This window comes from Bacillus sp. LBG-1-113, assembly GCF_020708615.1.
GTDB classification, from domain to species: domain Bacteria; phylum Bacillota; class Bacilli; order Bacillales; family Bacillaceae; genus Bacillus; species Bacillus mojavensis.
Window position 1 is genome coordinate 92,346 of record NZ_JAJFDG010000001.1, and the last position, 17,929, is coordinate 110,274.

The 17,929-nt window shown below is 45.4% G+C and carries 18 protein-coding genes; 12 read left to right on the plus strand and 6 right to left on the minus strand.

The features are described 5' to 3' along the window. Positions 1–29: 29 nt before the first annotated feature. Positions 30–251 (minus strand): DeoR family transcriptional regulator, encoded by a 222-nt coding sequence (locus tag LJF29_RS00520; RefSeq protein ID WP_003152337.1) that lies wholly within the window; start codon positions 249–251, stop codon positions 30–32. A gap of 285 nt (positions 252–536) precedes the next feature. Here LJF29_RS00520 and LJF29_RS00525 point away from each other — a divergent pair, with 285 nt between their 5' ends. Continuing rightward, on the plus strand, positions 537–1,247 hold the full coding sequence (locus LJF29_RS00525; protein WP_168748550.1) for an ABC transporter ATP-binding protein: 711 nt from the start codon (positions 537–539) through the stop codon (positions 1,245–1,247). After that, positions 1,244–2,401, plus strand: coding sequence for an ABC transporter permease (locus LJF29_RS00530; RefSeq protein WP_229146471.1), 1,158 nt, complete (start codon positions 1,244–1,246; stop codon positions 2,399–2,401). Before LJF29_RS00525 ends, LJF29_RS00530 begins: the two co-directional genes overlap by 4 nt. A gap of 35 nt (positions 2,402–2,436) precedes the next feature. Here LJF29_RS00530 and pbuO read toward each other — a convergent pair whose 3' ends face one another. Then, the gene (gene pbuO / locus LJF29_RS00535) at positions 2,437–3,735 is read right to left on the minus strand and encodes an NCS2 family permease (protein WP_229146472.1); all 1,299 of its coding nucleotides are present in this window, start codon (positions 3,733–3,735) and stop codon (positions 2,437–2,439) included. Between the two features lie 96 nt (positions 3,736–3,831). Here pbuO and pepV point away from each other — a divergent pair, with 96 nt between their 5' ends. Further along, positions 3,832–5,226, plus strand: coding sequence for a dipeptidase PepV (gene pepV / locus LJF29_RS00540; protein WP_229146473.1), 1,395 nt, complete (start codon positions 3,832–3,834; stop codon positions 5,224–5,226). Between the two features lie 33 nt (positions 5,227–5,259). On the opposite strand, the gene cysK is transcribed toward pepV, so the two are convergent. Then, positions 5,260–6,195, minus strand: a complete 936-nt coding sequence (cysK, locus tag LJF29_RS00545) for a cysteine synthase A (RefSeq protein WP_029441392.1) — start codon at positions 6,193–6,195, stop codon at positions 5,260–5,262. A gap of 148 nt (positions 6,196–6,343) precedes the next feature. On the opposite strand from cysK, the gene thpR reads away from it, so the two are divergent. The 5 genes from thpR (at position 6,344) to LJF29_RS00570 (ending at position 11,971) form a co-directional block, all read left to right on the plus strand. Continuing rightward, complete coding sequence (gene thpR, locus LJF29_RS00550) at positions 6,344–6,895, plus strand: RNA 2',3'-cyclic phosphodiesterase (RefSeq protein WP_229146474.1); 552 nt, start codon at positions 6,344–6,346, stop codon at positions 6,893–6,895. Between the two features lie 23 nt (positions 6,896–6,918). After that, positions 6,919–7,833, plus strand: a complete 915-nt coding sequence (locus LJF29_RS00555) for a hypothetical protein (protein ID WP_229146475.1) — start codon at positions 6,919–6,921, stop codon at positions 7,831–7,833. A gap of 48 nt (positions 7,834–7,881) precedes the next feature. Then, on the plus strand, positions 7,882–8,811 hold the full coding sequence (locus LJF29_RS00560) for a YegS/Rv2252/BmrU family lipid kinase (protein WP_229146476.1): 930 nt from the start codon (positions 7,882–7,884) through the stop codon (positions 8,809–8,811). Between the two features lie 25 nt (positions 8,812–8,836). Beyond that, positions 8,837–10,972, plus strand: a complete 2,136-nt coding sequence (gene pulA / locus LJF29_RS00565) for a type I pullulanase (protein WP_229146477.1) — start codon at positions 8,837–8,839, stop codon at positions 10,970–10,972. A gap of 201 nt (positions 10,973–11,173) precedes the next feature. Further along, positions 11,174–11,971 carry a phosphotransferase family protein gene (locus LJF29_RS00570; protein WP_168748543.1) on the plus strand — a complete coding sequence of 266 codons (798 nt, stop codon included), beginning with the start codon at positions 11,174–11,176 and terminating at the stop codon, positions 11,969–11,971. Here the strand turns inward: LJF29_RS00570 and LJF29_RS00575 are convergent, their stop codons facing one another. Continuing rightward, the gene (locus LJF29_RS00575; RefSeq protein ID WP_010331520.1) at positions 11,972–12,250 is read right to left on the minus strand and encodes a YtzH-like family protein; all 279 of its coding nucleotides are present in this window, start codon (positions 12,248–12,250) and stop codon (positions 11,972–11,974) included. 196 nt (positions 12,251–12,446) lie between these two features. Between LJF29_RS00575 and trmB the strand changes: the two genes are divergently transcribed. The 3 genes from trmB to LJF29_RS00590 all read left to right on the plus strand — a co-directional run bounded on the left by trmB (position 12,447) and on the right by LJF29_RS00590 (position 15,787). Beyond that, positions 12,447–13,088, plus strand: coding sequence for a tRNA (guanosine(46)-N7)-methyltransferase TrmB (trmB, locus tag LJF29_RS00580; RefSeq protein WP_032731296.1), 642 nt, complete (start codon positions 12,447–12,449; stop codon positions 13,086–13,088). A gap of 70 nt (positions 13,089–13,158) precedes the next feature. Continuing rightward, positions 13,159–14,004: a YtnP family quorum-quenching lactonase gene (locus tag LJF29_RS00585; protein WP_229146478.1), complete on the plus strand. Its 846-nt coding sequence runs from the start codon at positions 13,159–13,161 to the stop codon at positions 14,002–14,004. An 82-nt stretch (positions 14,005–14,086) separates the two neighbouring features. Next, positions 14,087–15,787: an NAD-dependent malic enzyme gene (locus LJF29_RS00590; protein ID WP_229146479.1), complete on the plus strand. Its 1,701-nt coding sequence runs from the start codon at positions 14,087–14,089 to the stop codon at positions 15,785–15,787. Positions 15,788–15,840: 53 nt separating this feature from the next. On the opposite strand, the gene LJF29_RS00595 is transcribed toward LJF29_RS00590, so the two are convergent. Further along, on the minus strand, positions 15,841–16,158 hold the full coding sequence (locus LJF29_RS00595) for a PepSY domain-containing protein (RefSeq protein WP_229146480.1): 318 nt from the start codon (positions 16,156–16,158) through the stop codon (positions 15,841–15,843). 157 nt (positions 16,159–16,315) lie between these two features. Between LJF29_RS00595 and LJF29_RS00600 the strand changes: the two genes are divergently transcribed. Continuing rightward, positions 16,316–17,389 carry a M42 family metallopeptidase gene (locus LJF29_RS00600; RefSeq protein ID WP_229146481.1) on the plus strand — a complete coding sequence of 358 codons (1,074 nt, stop codon included), beginning with the start codon at positions 16,316–16,318 and terminating at the stop codon, positions 17,387–17,389. Positions 17,390–17,447: 58 nt separating this feature from the next. Here LJF29_RS00600 and LJF29_RS00605 read toward each other — a convergent pair whose 3' ends face one another. Continuing rightward, positions 17,448–17,894 carry a YtoQ family protein gene (locus tag LJF29_RS00605; protein WP_010331514.1) on the minus strand — a complete coding sequence of 149 codons (447 nt, stop codon included), beginning with the start codon at positions 17,892–17,894 and terminating at the stop codon, positions 17,448–17,450. Positions 17,895–17,929 lie beyond the last annotated feature (35 nt).

Here is a 17,929-nt window from a genome sequence, read left to right on the forward strand (position 1 = left end):
CACAGGGCGGCCCTATGTAATTTTTAATGTTATGAGGTAATCTTTACTTTCTTTCTCGTTGTCTCCCATTTGCCACGGCTTGGACTATGAACAAGATCATTATATGCTAACACATTTAAGTCTCTTTGAATCGTTCTAGGTGTAATGCCGAATTCGTCAACCAGTTCCTGTGTTGTCACAAGACCTTTTTCTTGGATAAACATGTAAACTGATTTAATTCGAGTTAGCATACGGTTTGTTGAAGGTTTCAAAAAACCACTCCCTATCATAAGATCGGATGGACTTGACTAACCACAACTCACGAAATCAACTGCGTACGAATAGCAACTAAGGCAGACATCTGTAATGTTTAAATAATTCGCCTTCATTATACACGATTTCGCCGCAGTGAATCTAGGAATAAGTATGATAAATTTTTTCCAATTTGAGTTTACCCGCCATCCTTGTTGGATTACTATGTACTGCAGCACAATATTATTATGGTTAAAGAAACTTTTTTTATTCTGTTTCGTATGTGACTTAGGGGGTGAGTGAGAGTGAGAATGTTGTTGGAAGCATCGATAGAGCAAGCAGGGTATACAAGCCGAAAAAAAGTGCTCACCGATGTTTTATTGGAAGTCAGAGAAGGGGAGCTTGTCGGATTAATTGGAGCGAACGGAGCTGGGAAAAGTACAGCCATCAAGGCGATACTCGGCCTCTCGCAAGACTTTAAAGGGACGATTGCTTGGAATGATTGCTCGTTTGCTTATATTCCGGAGCACCCGTCCTTTTATGAGGAATTAACGCTGTGGGAGCATCTCGATCTGATCAGCACTTTGCACGGCATTGATCAGAGTGAATTCGAATATCGGTCTCAAAGTCTTCTTGAAACCTTTTCGCTTGATCATGTCAAGCATGAGCTGCCGGTGACATTTTCAAAGGGCATGCAGCAAAAGCTGATGCTGATTCAGGCCTTTCTTTCTAAGCCTGATATGTATGTGATTGATGAACCGTTTATCGGCCTTGACCCGATTTCGACAAAACGCTTTGTGGACATGCTGAAGGCTGAGAAAGAAAGGGGAGCTGGCATTCTCATGTGCACACACGTACTTGATACCGCTGAAAAAATCTGCGACAGGTTTTACATGATTGATAAAGGTTCTTTGTTTCTTCATGGAACTTTAAAGGATATTCAAGCGCAGACAGGGTTAGACGGGCAGTCATTGCTTGACTGTTTTTATACGGCGATTCAAGGAGGAAAGGCATGAAGGGGCGGTCTCTCTTTATTCGAAGATGGCTGGATTTTTATCGATATCAGTTTAAGGTGCTGCATGCTGTCATTGATTGGACGGTTGCGCTCTACATTGTCCTGCCGGCGCTTGCTTTTGTGATTTATCAGTATGTGGAGTGGGCGAACGGAAGCGGTCTTCTTTACGAGTGGTCTGAGAGGGTCGAATGGAGATGGTTATACGCTGTCGGTATACTGATTGTTTGTACAGGCTCCATACATACGTTTTTACTGGAAGCGGACCAAGTGTTTTTACTGCAAAAGAAAGCGATCATACGCCAGATGAAACAATACGCATTGGTGTATTCCTTATTGTTCACGCTCGCCAAATGGCTCCTGCTCTTTTTTCTTTTACTTCCCTTCATCATTGATTCTGTTCGCGTCACGATTTCAGAAAGCGCTTCTCTATTGATCTATGCATACGGTCTTCATACGGTTTTTTTATTCTTGAAGCAGGAAAGGATCAGAAAACCAAGATCCATTTGGAGGCAGATCACGGACTTTTTTCTCAAGGCTGTGCTCTTTGCGTGTTCGTTTCTCATGATTACCTTTACTGAGTGGCACTTGCTTTCGCTTGTCGGTGTTATGTTTTTTATTTTTGCTTACATACGCAGTTTGAAAAAGACAGCTTCGTTTTCGGCTTTTGAGGCTGAGGTGCTTGAGGAGAGAAAAATCAGGCTCACTCTTGCAGGTCTTGTAATGATGACAAGCCAGGATGTGAGAATGCCGAGAGTAAAGGACAGGATGAGGAGAAAACCACTATTATTCCGGAATTCAAAAAGGATATTTAAGAAACGGACAACGTATACAATCTATAAAGAACTGTTTTTTAAAGTCATGCTAAGGAATGGGGAGTATGCGAGGCATCTGTATATGCTTTTGTCGGCTTTTACAATTTTAACAGTCGTTTCCCCCATCTTTCTTAAGGTGATGGCGCTGCTGGTTTATACAGGTGTTTGCCGTTACGTGCTTTCGCTAATTTTTGACAAAGTGATGGATGCGCCGATCTTAATTGGAGCTGATAAGGAAAGTGACGAATATTACCGGGCCAGAAAAAGCTGTGTGAACACGCTGCACTATGCTTGTGTTTCCTGCTGCTTTTTAGCGGCCGTTATCTCTTTTTTGATGAAATAAAAACCCAAACGGATGCCGTTTGGGTTTTCTGTATGTTATAGAATAAATAGCTGGATGAAAAACAGAACGGCAAAAACAAGGACGAGCGGATGAATGTCTCTCCATTTTCCCCGTGCTGCTTTCACAATCGGATACGAAATAAAGCCAAGGGCAATTCCTGTGGAAATGCTTGATGTAAGAGGCATGGTCAGAACAACGAGAAATGCCGGAAATGCCTCGTCCATCTCCTTCCAGTTAATATTCGACACTGAACCCATCATCAGGCTGCCGACAATAATCAAAGCCGGTGAGGTGATGGCGGATATGCCGGATAAGGCGCTGACAAGCGGACTGAAAAACATCGAAGCTGCAAACAATACCGCGACAGTGAAAGACGTAAGACCTGTTCTTCCCCCGGCTGCGACGCCAGCTGAAGATTCGATAAACGCGGTTGTCGGACTTGTGCCGAAAACAGCACCGACTGTGGTCGCCGTTGAATCAGCCAGCAGCGCTTTTCGCGCGTTCGGGAGCTTGTTGTTTTTCATCAATCCGGCCTGCTCGGCCACACCGATCATTGTACCGGTCGTATCAAAAATCGTTACCAGCAGAAATGAAAACACGACAGCGTACAGGCCGTGATGGATCACATCGCCAAAAGCGGAGAACGGATTTGAAATAATCAATCCCTCAGGCAAATGCGGAAAAGACATAAAGCCTTTAGGGAAATGCAGCTGGCCGGTAAAAAACGCAATCAAAGCGGTAGCCGCCATTCCGATAAATAACGCTCCGCTTACATTCAGCACCATCAAGATCACACTGATCAATAAGCCGATCAGCGTTAAGATAACCGCTGGCGAATGAAGGTTGCCGAGTGTGACCAAATTTGATTTATCAGCTGTAATAATTCCCGCCTGCCGTAAACCGATAAACGCAATAAAAAGCCCGATCCCTGTTGTGATGCCGTATTTTAAATTGTTTGGAATCGCTTCTATCAGTTGTTTTCTTAAAGGCGTTAACGATAGAATAATGAAGAGAACCCCTGCTGTGAATACTGCGCTGAAAGCTGTTGCGTACGTGATGCCGCCGCCGCTTGCGCCTACAACGTGATAGGCTAAGTAAGCGTTTAAGCCCATGCCGGGCGCAATGGCAATCGGATAATTTGCAGCCAGGGCCATCCACAGCGTTCCGACAATGGAGGCGATAATCGTTGCGGTAAAGACCTGGCCGAAAGGAACTCCGGCATTAGCTAAAATAACCGGATTCACCACTACAATATAGACCATTGTGAAAAAAGTCGTCAGTCCAGCTATGATTTCTTGTTTGATCGATGTTTGCTGCTCTTTTAGATGAAACATAGTATCCTCCAATTACGAACGTTTTAACAAAACACCATTAATATTATTCGTTTTATTTAGTTTTTGCAAGTGATTTATTGCAGAAAGGGGATCGTTATGAACTGGGAAGTCGAAGTGATCAGAAAAAAAGATGTTTTGATTCGCGATACGCAGGAATTCTTGAGAATCAACAGTGTAATGGACGAGACAACAGCCGGGCCCGGCAAACCATTTGGAGAAGGGGTAAATGCCAGCTTGACCTCTTTGCTTGAGCTTGGAGAAAAAGAAGGATTTACCACAAAAAATCTTGACGGGTTCGCCGGTCATATCGAATGGGGTGAGGGTGAAGACATTGTCGGCGTTCTATGCCATGTTGATGTTGTACCGCCCGGAGACGGATGGACAAGTGACCCGTTTTCAGCGGACATCCGGAACGGACGGATTTATGCAAGGGGCGCCATTGACGACAAAGGTCCGACGATGGCTGCGTTCTACGCGCTGAAAATCGTCAAAGACATGAATCTGCCGCTGTCCAAACGTGTCAGAATCATTATCGGAACAGATGAAGAAAGTGATTGGAGATGTGTGGAGCATTATTTCAAGCACGAAGAAATGCCGACTCTCGGTTTTGCGCCAGATGCTGACTTCCCGATTATTAACGCGGAAAAAGGGATTATTGATGCTTCACTTCTCATCCCGCACCACCATACAAATAAAGCCGCTTCAGAAACAGTTCTTGCCTCGTTTACATCAGGTCTTCGCTTAAACATGGTGCCAGACGCTGCGGAAGCCGTTCTCGAAGGATCAAATATAGAAGAGGTTCTTGCCTCATTTCAAGACAAGCTCCGCACGACGGATCAAAAAGGTGCAGCTGAGATTGAGAACGGTCAGCTGATATTGCGCATGCACGGACTTTCCTGCCATGCGATGGAACCAAACAATGGAGTGAATGCCGGCATCAAACTGGCAGAATTTTTGAGCCAAACTGAGCTGGATGAAGCAGGACAGCGTTTTGTTCAAGTTGTGACAGATAAATTCTCAGATGATACAAGAGGAAAGAAACTGAATATCGCCTGTGAGGATGACATTAGCGGAGAGCTGACATTAAATGTCGGAACACTGCGCTATACAGAAGGGCAAGGAGGCGAGCTCGGAATCAATATCCGCTATCCTGTAACAGCAGAAAGCAAAATGATCCGCGATGCATTTGAAAGCGCAAGTGAATTTGAGCTTGGAGAATTTAAAGACAGCAAGCCCCATCATGTATCAGCAGACCATCCGCTAGTCAAAACGCTGCAAAAGGTATATGAAGGCCAATTGGGCAAAAAAGCTGATTTAATTTCAATCGGCGGGGGAACTTACGCGAGATCTTTGGAGGCCGGCGTTGCATTCGGACCGCTGTTCCCCGGACGTCCCGACAGTGCGCATCAAAAGGACGAATATATTGAAATTGATGACCTCCTCAGAGCGACTGCTTTATATGCGCAGGCCATCTACGAACTTGCAAAATAAAAGGACCGGCTTCTTCTGAAGCCAGTCCTTTTTTTACACAAATGACCATAAATCAGTTGATAAATAGCGTTCTCCGGTATCAGCTGTCATACAGACAACAACTTGATCAGGAGAGAGACGTTTGGCTGCTTCAATCGCTGCGAAGCAGGCAGCGCCTGAAGAAGGCCCGACGAGAATTCCTTCCTCCGCAGCAAGGCGTCTGGTTGTCGTATACGCATCCTCATCAGTGATTTTGATAATTTCATCATACACATCTTGATTTAAAACGGGAGGAATGAAGCCTGGGCTTGTCCCAACCAGCTTATGCGCACCCGGTTTTCCGCCAGATAATACCGGGGACCCCGCAGGCTCGACAACATGAACCAAAATATCCGGAAACAGTTCTTTTAACGCTTCACCGGTTCCTGTAATGGTTCCGCCAGTACCTGAAGAAGCTACAAAAGCGCCTAGCGGTTTTCCGATTTCTTTTATTGCCCGGGCAATTTCAAGAGCAGTTGTTTTTCGATGCGCGTCAGGATTAGCAGTATTATCAAACTGCATTGGAATGAAGCTGTTCGGAATTTGTTCGGCGAGCTCTTTCGCTTTTTTTATGCTGCCGGGCATTCGTTCCGATCCGGGAGTTAACACAACCTCTGCACCATAGGCTTTGAGGAGGTTGATCCGCTCCTTCGTCATTGTATCCGGCATTACTAAAATCGCTTTATAGCCGCGGGCCGCCGCATTCATGGCGAGTCCGATTCCGGTATTTCCGCTGGTCGGCTCAATGATAACTGAGCCAGGCTTGAGTAAGCCGTTTTGTTCTGCTTCTATGATCATATTGTAAGCGGCTCTGTCTTTCACACTGCCGCTTGGATTGAAAAATTCAAGTTTTAAATAGACTTGTGCTGCGTTTTCCGGCTGAAGCCGATTCAATCTCACAAGCGGAGTATCTCCTATAAGATCAGAAGTGTTTTCAACGATTTTCAACATTGTCATTCCTTTCTGAATAAAACAAGTGTCATATAATATCCTAACATAATAAACGTTTGCGCGAGAGTGTTTTCATATGCGGTTCCTCTATTCGCGCAGCCTCTTTATTGATAAAATAATAGCAGTCAAAGAAGGGAGTGTCAGACGGATGTCAGATATCCGGCCTCATTATTTCATCGGCGTGCCCATTCCGCCGGAAATTGCAAATCCGATTTACCAGGCTGCGAAAAACGAGCCAGCGCTCACATTTCAAAAATGGGTGCACCCGCTTGACTACCATATCACGTTAATTTTTCTCGGTGCGGCGGATGAAGCGCAAATCAATCAGCTTGAAGGCTCGCTTGCCGAGATCGCTTTAGATGCCAATCCGTTTACAATTGTATTTGACAAAATAAATGTGTTCGGAGACCGAAGGCAGCCGCGCGTATTGCATTTGGAGCCGAAGAAGAATACAGCGCTCGAAACACTGAGGGAGCATACAAAACAAGCTGTTCTTCAAGCAGGCTTTAAAGTGGAAAAGAGAGCGTATCATCCCCATATGACGCTGGCAAGAAAATGGACAGGCCAAAAGGGATTTCCGGCGCATGTCCCGTTTAAAAGCGGTGAAGTTTCAACGGCTATTGAACGATTTTCACTATTTCAGATACACTTAAATCAATCACCAAAATATGAGGAAAAATTCAAATTTCCTTTAACTTAATTCATGCGGAGTGGAGAAACAAAATGGCACAAATCATCAAAATATATGATTATATATCGAGATACGAACTTGATCCGTACCATTATATGAATCAGTTTATACGGCTGAAAAAAGAGCGCTGGCTTTCACTATTAGAAGCAGCGGAGCGCCAGCATGAAGAAAGACAAGCCAATGCTGAACAGCCGGAACCGGTGCAGAAACGTAAGAAATTTTCATTGAAAAGAAAAAAAGAAGAGATAGAAGCCGATATACAAGAAGAGAGACACCAATGGTTTGAGGAAGAAGACGATCTAAATGTAAGGCTGCCGAAAAGCAGGATGGCGCTTGCTTCCTTTTATAAAAGACATTTATATGAATTTCAGCTCAAATGGGCAAGCTCTACGCTTTCCGAGATGTCAAATCTGTCAAACCAGGTGAAGCAGGACCGCATTTTGCTTTTTCTGGCCCAGCAGCTTCCAGATTCTTATTTTATTATGTATAAGCCTGTGCTCAAAATTCAGCAGGCGGCAGTAGAATTAAGCATAGTGATCATTTCACCTCTTGACATTTACTGCGTTTCTTTTATAGATGCAGAGGAAGACAGTGTGTACATAGGATCTAAACATCGTTTTTGGGAGAAGAAAACAGGCTCTCAGACTGAATCGGTATTAAATCCGGCGTTGAGTCTGTTTCGGACGGGATCTGTTGTGTCGAAGATCGTAAAGGAAAAAGGCGCTGATATTCCGGTATCGAAATTACTCCTGAGCAGAACGTCATACATCGATTACCCCGAACCGCCGTACGGTCTGGAAATAGTGGACAAACGGGGCTTGGCGGAATGGATGGAGAAGCAGAAGAAAAACACAGCTCCGATAAAACATCATCAATTAAAAGCTGCAAAGGCTTTGTTGTCTTATTGCCTGTCAGACTCCTATCGCAGACAAGAGTGGCTGGAGTAAAGCAGAACGATTTGAGCGGTTTTCTCATAACATAAGCAGGTGAGAAAGATGAGCCAATGGTTTTTTATTATTAATCCGGCAGCAGGGCACCGAAAAGGCCTGCGTGTTTGGAAGTCGATACAAAAGGAATTACTGAAACGAAAGATTGAGCACCGCTCATTTTTAACTGAGCATCCGGGACACGCCGAGGTTCTCGCCCGGCAAATTTCAACGATGCAGGAATATAAGCTGAAACGCCTGATTGTTATCGGCGGAGACGGAACGATGCACGAAGTCGTCAACGGACTGAAAGATGTTGATGATATCGAACTGAGTTTTGTGCCCGCTGGCGCGTACAATGATTTTTCCAGAGGATTCTCCATTAAGAAAATAGACCTGATTCAGGAAATCAGACAGCTGAAGCGTCCGTTAACGCGAACGTTTCATTTAGGAAGCGTTAATTTGCTTCAGGATAAATCGCAGGTTCTTTATTTTTTGAATCATATCGGAATCGGCTTTGACGCATACGTCAATAAAAAGGCATTAGAATTTCCATTAAAACGGGCGATCCATTTTCTGCGCCTCCGCTTTCTTGTCTATCCGCTATCCCATTTGTACGCGTCGGCTACCTTTAAGCCGTTTTCGTTGGCTTGTACAATTGAAGGAGAGACACAGGAATTTCATCATGTCTGGTTTGCGGTCGTCTCCAATCATCCGTTTTACGGAGGCGGCATGAAGGCGGCCCCGCTTGCGAATCCTCGCGAACAGGCATTTGATATCATCATTGTTGAGAATCTGCCGTTTTTGAAAAAGTATTGGTTTTTATGCTTGATGACATTTGGAAAACACACCAAAATGGACGGCGTGACGATGTTTAAAGCGAAAGACATTACGTTTTACACGAAGGACAAAATTCCGTTCCATGCTGACGGAGAAATCATGGGTACAACCCCATTCCGTCTGGCATCGAGTCCCTCACCGTTACGAATCAAAACATAAACGTTTTTGGAGGAGAGAGATTCTGATGGTCAGTATCCAACGCCGCTTTGAAGCGTATGCCGATGAAATGAATATCATTACGGTTCTGATCCCTGCTGATCAAAAAGATACCTTTACGCCGCCTTTTCAGCTAGAGACAGATACAGGGGAAATTCCTCTGACAGTCAGTCAGGAATGGAAAATAGAAGGGAAATACAAGTATGTATGTGTAGCTGAGCATCCGGTCACTTTCGGGAAAACGCATTATGTCAAAGCATCCGGCGGCGGAGTAACGGATCTCCAAATCGGGGCAGTGATCAGGACGGATCCGTTTGATGCTGCATTTTATTATGACGGAGAGCTCGGAGCTGTTTACACTTCGGATTATACTGAATTTAAAGTATGGGCGCCTGCTGCGACGTCAGCTGCCGTCAAGCTGTCACATCCCGAAAAAAGCGGGCATACGCTCCAAATGACAAGAATGGAAAATGGAGTATACGCCGTTACAGTGGCTGGAGATCTGCACGGTTATGAGTATGTGTACCGGATCTGCAACAATTTAGAATGGACAGAAACGGTGGATCCGTATGCAAAGGCTGTGACGGTCAACGGAGAGAAGGGGGTCGTGCTGCGCCCAGATCAAGCAAACTCGGCTCCTTCGCTTACACCATTTTCAGACCCCGTTGATGCCATTATTTATGAGATGCACATCCGTGACTTCTCCATTCATGAAAACAGCGGTATGAAGAACAAGGGGAAGTATGCGGCGCTTGCTGAAACTGGCACTCAAACGAAAAATGGCAGTTCTACAGGACTTTCTTATTTAAAAGAGCTTGGCGTTACGCATATCGAGCTTTTGCCGGTAAACGATTATGCCGGAGTTGATGAAGAAACCCCGCTTGCCGCCTACAATTGGGGCTATAATCCGCTTCATTTTTTCGCCCCGGAGGGAAGCTATGCCTCCAATCCTCACGACCCTCAGACAAGAAACAAAGAAGTAAAACAAATGGTTCACACCCTGCATCGGCATGGCCTGCGTGTCATCCTGGATGTTGTTTATAACCATGTATATCAAAGAGAGCACTCGCCCTTTGAAAAAACGGTGCCCGGTTATTTCTTCCGGCATGATCAATTCGGGATGCCTTCAAATGGCACCGGCGTCGGGAATGACATCGCCTCAGAAAGGCGGATGGCGAGAAAATTCATTACGGATTGCGTCATGTATTGGCTCAAGGAATACGATGTCGACGGCTTCCGCTTTGATCTGCTCGGCATCTTAGATATCGAAACGGTTCTTCATATAAAAGAAAAAGCATCTGAGGTAAAGCCCGGAATCCTTCTCTTTGGGGAAGGCTGGGATTTGGCAACACCGCTGCCGCCTGATCAGAAAGCGACATTGGCGAATGCCTCAAAAATGCCGGGCGTCGGTTTTTTCAATGATTCGTTTCGTGACGCTGTTAAAGGGAATACCTTTCAAGTCGCGGCGGCGGGTTTTGCCCTTGGGAACGGCGAAAAAGCGGAAACAGTCATGCATGGGATTGCCGGATCTTCCGGATGGAAAGAGACAGCTCCGTTTGTGTCTGCGCCGAGCCAATCTATCAATTATGTCGAGTCGCATGACAACCACACATTTTGGGATAAAATGAGCCTCGCGCTTCCACAAGAAAGTGACAGCCGAAAGAGAAGCCGGCAAAAGCTGGCGACTGCAATCATTCTGCTGGCCCAGGGAGTTCCGTTTATTCACAGCGGACAGGAATTTTTCCGGACGAAGCAGGGGGTGGAAAACAGCTATCAATCCAGTGACAGCATCAACCAGCTGGACTGGTCGCGGCGTGAAACATTCAAGCAAGATGCTGATTATGTCCGCAGGCTGATTTCGCTCAGAAAAGCGCATCCGGCATTCCGGCTTACGACATCAGCCGATATTCAGCGCAGCCTTGAATGCCTGGCTCTCAAAGAGCACCTTATTGTATACCGGCTGTTTGGCCTCGGCGCAATCGACGAATGGGAAGAAATCATTGTCATCCATCATGCCAGTCCTGATTCTGTTACATGGCAGCTGCCGAAAGATAAGGCTTACCGGCTTCTATGTGATACTGACGGGTTTTGCGCTGATCCGGGAGAAATCAAGAAAGCGGTTGCTGTAAACGGCATCGGAACGGTTATCTTATATTTAGCATGAGATCTTACGAGTTTTGCTTGACGAAGTTTGTGCTATAGCGCTAAAATTTAAAAGACGGCTATTGATTAGCATATGAGACTCTCAATAGCTGTCTTTTTTATTTTTCATACGATTCGTACGAAAAAGGCATTCGCTGGATACACTGAAGACGAATAGGCCTTATTCTAAAATATTTTAAGAAATGATGGGTTGAACATTGATATGAACTGGTTGGGACAATTACTAGGTAGCGATTGGGAGATCTTCCCCGCCGGAGGAGCTACAGGAGATGCATATTATGCGAAACATAACGGGCAGCAGCTTTTTTTAAAACGTAATAGCTCACCTTTTTTAGCTGTTTTATCCGCCGAAGGCATTGTTCCTAAGCTGGTTTGGACAAAACGGATGGAGAATGGGGACGTCATTACGGCCCAGCACTGGATGACCGGCAGAGAGCTGAAGCCGAAAGACATGAGCGGACGGTCCGTTGCTGAATTGCTTCGTAAAATACACACATCAAAGGCCTTGCTGGACATGCTGAAGAGACTTGGAAAGGAACCGCTGAATCCAGGGGCTCTGCTGTCTCAGCTTAAACAGGCTGTATTTGCTGTGCAGCAAACTTCGCCGCTGATTCAAGAAGGGATTACGTATTTAGAAGATCATCTGCATGAAGTGCATTTCGGTGAGAAAGTCGTTTGCCATTGTGATGTCAATCATAATAACTGGCTATTGTCTGAAGACAACCAGCTGTATTTAATTGACTGGGACGGCGCCATGATCGCTGACCCGGCGATGGATCTAGGGCCATTGCTGTACCACTACGTTGAAAAGCCAGCTTGGGAGAGCTGGCTGGGCATGTACGGCATCGAGTTAACGGAAAGCCTTCGGTTAAGAATGGCATGGTATGTGCTATCTGAAACAATCACTTACATTGCCTGGCATAAATCCAAAGGAAACGATAAAGAATTCCATGATGCAATGGAAGAACTGCATATGCTGATGAAGCGGATTGTTCAATAATCAGGAATATGAATCCATTTCCTCTACCCATTGAGACAAGCTGTTCTGATGCTCTTGTATGTGTGAGTCGATGGATTTGGACGATATTCCTGATTGGCTGTATCGGTACACATCTTCCAGCACGTTTTTTAAGTGTGAATCGATCTCGGTGTTTGCCATCAGCGATTTAATCACACGTTCAAGCTGTTCGTACTCTGCGACGGTTCCGCAGCAGTCTAATTGATGGTCAGTCAAAATGTCCTTCAATAGATCAACTTGATTCTCGTAATTTAAACCCATAAAACGGTACACATCCCTTCAGTATCTTACGGGTTAAATTGTTCAAAACAGGATGGTTTTATGCATGAGACACGAGTGTTCCGACAGACGGGAACCTCTTTTTTTATGTGAAGGCACACCTAAAAAAACAAGCTTGCGGGTCTTTTTAATTCATGGTATGTTGTTAGTCGAAATAATAGATAGAGGTGTCAATCATATGAGAATGCGCCACAAGCCTTGGGCTGATGACTTTTTGGCTGAAAACGCAGATATTGCCATCAGCAATCCTGCTGATTATAAAGGAAAATGGAATACAGTGTTTGGCAACGACAATCCGATCCATATCGAGGTCGGTACAGGAAAAGGGCAATTTATTTCCGGAATGGCCAAACAAAATCCCGACATTAATTATATTGGCATTGAGTTATTTAAAAGCGTCATTGTAACTGCTGTCCAGAAAGTAAAAGATAGCGAAGCGCCGAATGTGAAGCTTTTGAATATAGACGCGGACACGCTGACAGACGTGTTTGAGCCGGGTGAAGTCAAACGGGTGTACTTGAACTTTTCTGATCCTTGGCCGAAAAAACGCCACGAAAAACGCCGTCTCACGTATTCCCATTTTATCAAGAAATATGAAGAAGTGATGGGGAAAGGCGGAGCAATTCATTTTAAAACAGACAACCGCGGTCTGTTTGAGTATTCGCTGAAAAGCTTCTCGGAATACGGATTGCTGCTGACATATGTCAGTCTTGATCTGCATAACAGCGATATGGAAGATAACATCATGACAGAATATGAAGAAAAATTCTCAGCACTCGGCCAGCCGATTTATCGGGCTGAAGTTGAATGGAGAGCGTAAAACAGACTCTGACGCAGGAGTCTGTTTTTTTTATGCGCTGTTTGCTACGATGATGACAGGGGGGATGAAGATGGAAACGATGAAAATTGGAAAAACGACGTTAACATGGCTTGACGGAGGGGTGACTCACATGGACGGAGGAGCCATGTTCGGTGTTGTTCCAAAGCCGTTATGGGCAAAAAAATATCCAGTCAATGAAAAAAACCAGATTGAACTAAGGACAGATCCGATTCTTATTCAAAAGGACGGGAAAAACGTGATCGTCGATGCCGGTATCGGGTCCGGCAAGCTGACTGAAAAACAAAAAAGAAACTACGGTGTGACTCAAGAATCCAATGTGAAAACATCATTAGCAGCGCTCGGATTAACAGTTGAAGATATTCACGTGATCGCCATGACACACCTTCATTTTGATCATGCGTGCGGATTGACGGAATACGAAGGCGATAAACTGGTTTCGGTTTTTCCCAATGCCGTTATTTATGCTTCATCTGTTGAATGGTATGAAATGCGCCATCCGAATATCAGATCGAAAAATACCTACTGGAAAGAAAACTGGGAGGCTGTTGCCGGCCAAGTGAAAACCTTTGAAAACACCTGCACCATAACAGAGGGAGTTACACTGCATCATACCGGGGGCCACAGTGACGGCCACTGTGTTCTTGTATGTGAGGATGCGGGTGAAACCGCGGTACATATGGCGGATTTGATGCCGACACACGCCCACCGCAATCCATTATGGGTGCTGGCTTATGATGATTATCCGATGACCTCTATACCGCAAAAGCAAAAGTGGCAGGCGTATGCAGCGGAAAAAGACGCATGGTTTATTTTTTATCATGATGCCGAATATCGCGCACTGAAATGGGATGGGGACGAAAGGATTACAGAATCACTCAAACGAAAGAAACAATAGCATATTTTCATGTTTACCCTGCATGATTTCCGGCTAATAAAGCAAACCTAGTACTAATTATGCTCAGAAAGGAAGAGGCAGGGTGAAACAATTCGAAGTAACGAACGAAGGAGAAATTCAGACAACATTAAGAGGCCTTGAAGTCCTCTCTGTTCCTTTTTTGAACAAAGGAGTAGCTTTTACAAAGGAGGAAAGAAAAGCGCTCGGATTGAATGGCTTTTTGCCGCCGAAGGTATTGACCATTGATGAACAGGCAAAAAGAGCGTACGAACAGTTTTCCTCACAGCCTGATGATTTAAGTAAAAACGTATATTTGACAGCGCTGCACGATCGAAATGAAACGCTGTTTTACCGTTTGTTAAATGACCACTTAGGGGAAATGCTCCCGATTGTATACACGCCGACAGTAGGTACGGCCATTCAGAGATACAGCCATGAATACAGGAAGCCGAGAGGTCTCTATCTGTCCATCGATGACCCGGAAGGCATGAGAGAGGCATTTAAACAGTTTAAAGACAAAAGTGATTCCATCGATCTAATTGTCGCAACCGATGCTGAAGGGATTTTAGGAATCGGAGACTGGGGAGTCGGCGGTATCGCGATATCAATTGGCAAGCTTGCGGTATACACGGCAGCTGCGGGAATTGATCCGAGCAGAGTGCTGGCTGTCGTTTTGGATGCGGGCACAAATCAAGAGAGCCTCCTGAACGACCCGCTTTATGTCGGCAACCAGCATTCCAGAGTGCGCGGTGAACGCTATGACCAATTTATTGATGAATATGTCTCACTTGCGAGAGAGACATTCCCGAATGCATTGCTTCACTGGGAGGATTTCGGAGCGAAAAATGCGCGCAGCATCCTGAAACGCTATAAAGATAAAGTATGTACGTTTAATGATGATATCCAAGGGACAGGCGCTGTCTCACTTGCGGCAGTTTTATCCTGTGCAAAAGCATCAAAAGTGCCGCTGAAGGATCACAGAGTCGTGATATTCGGAGCGGGTACGGCCGGAATCGGAATTGCTGAACAGCTGCGTGAAGCATTGGTGCGCGAGGGGCTTAGTGAGGAAGAATCATACCAGCGCTTTTGGTGCATAGACCGGAACGGGCTGTTAACAGATGATATGGATCAGCTTCTTGATTTTCAAAAGTCTTATGCCCGTCAGGCTGATGAGGTGAAAGATTATCAGCGCAACGGAGAAGGCGGAGGTATTGATCTCCTTGAGGTGGTCCGTCAGGCGAAACCGACGATTCTCATCGGTACATCAACAGTTTCCGGTGCATTTACTGAAGAAATTGTAAAAGAAATGGCTTCACACGTAAAACGGCCGGCGATTTTGCCAATGTCGAATCCGACGACTCTTTCTGAAGCAAAACCGCAAGATTTAATTGAATGGACGGAAGGCCGTGCGCTTATCACGACAGGCAGTCCGTTCCCGCCTGTGGATTATAACGGCGTGACGTATCATATCGGGCAGGCCAACAACGCACTTGTCTTCCCGGGGCTTGGGCTTGGTACAATTGTCACCAAATCAAAATTGATTACAGACAGCATGTTTGAAGCGTGTGCCCGTGCGATCGCAAGTATGGTCAATGTTGGAGTGCCTGGCGCACCGATGCTTCCGAAGGTGGAAGATTTACGGACTGTATCGGCAACGGTTGCAGTTGAAGTTGCTAAAACCGCCATTAAGGAAGGCGTGGCCACTGAAGAGCCTGAGGACATCGTTCAGGCTGTGCAGGACGCGATGTGGTATCCGGTATACAAACCGATTCGAGCGATATAATATAAAGAGCCGCTGCATGGGCAGCGGCTCCTCTCTTTTACGCTTGTCCGGTGTTAAGACGCGATTGTATCAATGACATCTACAATTCTCCCCGTTTTCGCATCCACCATCACTTCATATTGCTCTAGTTCTCCAAAAGCTGACCGTGTAACACCGGTCTTGTACACCTGCACGGTTTCCCCATTCACATTGTAGGGCTCCGGCTGAGTGTAGATCCATGATCCATCAATCGGCCCACGCTGTTTAAAAGCGGATTTTACGATATGAAGCGCTCTTTCTGAAGAAATATAAGGCTTCATCACATATTGTTTCACAACAACAGCCGTACAAATGCCAAGTCCTGCTCCTAAAAGAAGATGACGCAATTTCAAAATAAAGCACCTCCTGATTGATCGTACTTTCATTATACAGAAACCGCCAAATCCTGTTAAGCGATACGCGGCTCATTGAGCAGATTCAATCAGAGTGCTTGGAAAACAGAATTTTTTCTAATAAAATAAAAGAACTACATAGAAATGAGGGGAAAACATGAATCAAGAAACGAAAGCGCTTTTCCAAACACTGACGCAGCTTCCCGGAGCGCCGGGCAATGAGCATCAGGTCCGTGCGTTTATGAAGCAGGAGCTTGCCAAATATGCCGATGATATCGTTCAGGACAGACTGGGAAGTGTTTTCGGAGTCAGAAAAGGCGGAGAGGACGCGCCGAAAATCATGGTGGCTGGACATATGGATGAAGTCGGATTTATGGTGACATCCATTACAGATAACGGATTACTGAGGTTCCAAACGCTCGGCGGCTGGTGGAGTCAGGTACTGCTGGCGCAAAGAGTGGAAATACAAACAGATAACGGCCCTGTTCCGGGGGTTATTTCAAGCATACCGCCGCATCTGTTAACAGATGCTCAGCGAAACCGTCCGATGGATATCAAAAATATGATGATTGATATCGGAGCAGATGATAAGGAAGACGCCATCAAAATCGGTATTAAACCGGGCCAGCAGGTAGTCCCTGTATGCCCGTTTACCATTATGGCCAATGAAAAGAAAATATTATCAAAAGCGTGGGATAACCGGTACGGCTGCGGATTGAGCATTGAATTGCTGAAGGAATTGCAAGGGAAAGAACTGCCGAATACGCTTTACGCTGGCGCAACCGTTCAGGAAGAAGTCGGCTTAAGAGGCGCGCAGACAGCGTCTCATATGATCAAACCGGATTTGTTCTTCGCGCTTGACGCCAGTCCGGCAAACGACATGAGCGGCGATAAACAGCAGTTTGGGCAGCTTGGGAAGGGCTTTTTGCTGCGCATCCTTGACAGAACAACCGTTATGCACCGAGGAATGAGAGAATTTGTTTTGGATATGGCTGAAACGCATCAGATTCCATATCAATACTTTGTTTCCGGCGGCGGTACAGATGCAGGCAGAGTGCATATTTCAAACAGCGGCGTTCCGTCGGCAGTTATCGGAATCTGCTCCCGCTACATTCATACAAATGCGTCTATTATCCATATTGATGATTACGCTGCGGCAAAAGAAATGCTGATAAAGCTCGTAACTGCCTGTAACAAGCAGACGGTGGAAGCAATTAAAGAAAATATGTAAAACCTGAAGAAAAAGCTTGTTGAGCAAGGCTTGTAAGCCATGTCGACAAGCTTTTTTCTTATTTTGTTTCAAATACATACGAAAGTGCTTTAATCGCTTGGTTCACCGTTTCAACGGTAATATTCGCTTTGTTTGAAAGCTCTTTTAATGGGTGATGGAGCGATTCAGGACGAATGATGATCAGGGGTTTACCTTTTGCGATAGCATAGGAAGCATCCATTGCTGTGTTCCATTGTTTGTACTTTTCGCCAAACAAGGCAATCACAAAGTCTGCTTTATTCATCAAGACAGCCGTTCTGAAGTTATTGATATCAGAAGCCTTGTCGTCCTTATAGACTGCGTTTGGCTGAGCGCCCATAATTTCTTCTCCGATATTGTCCGAACGGTCGTGGTGCTCCATCGGGCCGACAAACGTAATCGGAAGCTTCAGTGATTTCGTTTTCTCCTTGATTTCCTCACGCCAATTGCTGTGGATTTCCCCGGCTAAATAGACGATAAACTCCAAACGGGATCCCTCCTTATGTATGTCCATTTGTCAAT

What these genes read in the sequence shown, in the direction of transcription:
- LJF29_RS00530 (WP_229146471.1), top strand. Translation starts at nt 1,244, where the DNA reads ATGAAGGGGCGGTCTCTCTTTATTCGAAGATGGCTGGATTTTTATCGA.
- pbuO (WP_229146472.1), bottom strand. Translation starts at nt 3,735, where the DNA reads ATGTTTCATCTAAAAGAGCAGCAAACATCGATCAAACAAGAAATCATA.
- pepV (WP_229146473.1), top strand. Translation starts at nt 3,832, where the DNA reads ATGAACTGGGAAGTCGAAGTGATCAGAAAAAAAGATGTTTTGATTCGC.
- cysK (WP_029441392.1), bottom strand. Translation starts at nt 6,195, where the DNA reads ATGTTGAAAATCGTTGAAAACACTTCTGATCTTATAGGAGATACTCCG.
- thpR (WP_229146474.1), top strand. Translation starts at nt 6,344, where the DNA reads ATGTCAGATATCCGGCCTCATTATTTCATCGGCGTGCCCATTCCGCCG.
- LJF29_RS00555 (WP_229146475.1), top strand. Translation starts at nt 6,919, where the DNA reads ATGGCACAAATCATCAAAATATATGATTATATATCGAGATACGAACTT.
- LJF29_RS00560 (WP_229146476.1), top strand. Translation starts at nt 7,882, where the DNA reads ATGAGCCAATGGTTTTTTATTATTAATCCGGCAGCAGGGCACCGAAAA.
- pulA (WP_229146477.1), top strand. Translation starts at nt 8,837, where the DNA reads ATGGTCAGTATCCAACGCCGCTTTGAAGCGTATGCCGATGAAATGAAT.
- LJF29_RS00570 (WP_168748543.1), top strand. Translation starts at nt 11,174, where the DNA reads ATGAACTGGTTGGGACAATTACTAGGTAGCGATTGGGAGATCTTCCCC.
- LJF29_RS00575 (WP_010331520.1), bottom strand. Translation starts at nt 12,250, where the DNA reads ATGGGTTTAAATTACGAGAATCAAGTTGATCTATTGAAGGACATTTTG.
- trmB (WP_032731296.1), top strand. Translation starts at nt 12,447, where the DNA reads ATGAGAATGCGCCACAAGCCTTGGGCTGATGACTTTTTGGCTGAAAAC.
- LJF29_RS00585 (WP_229146478.1), top strand. Translation starts at nt 13,159, where the DNA reads ATGGAAACGATGAAAATTGGAAAAACGACGTTAACATGGCTTGACGGA.
- LJF29_RS00600 (WP_229146481.1), top strand. Translation starts at nt 16,316, where the DNA reads ATGAATCAAGAAACGAAAGCGCTTTTCCAAACACTGACGCAGCTTCCC.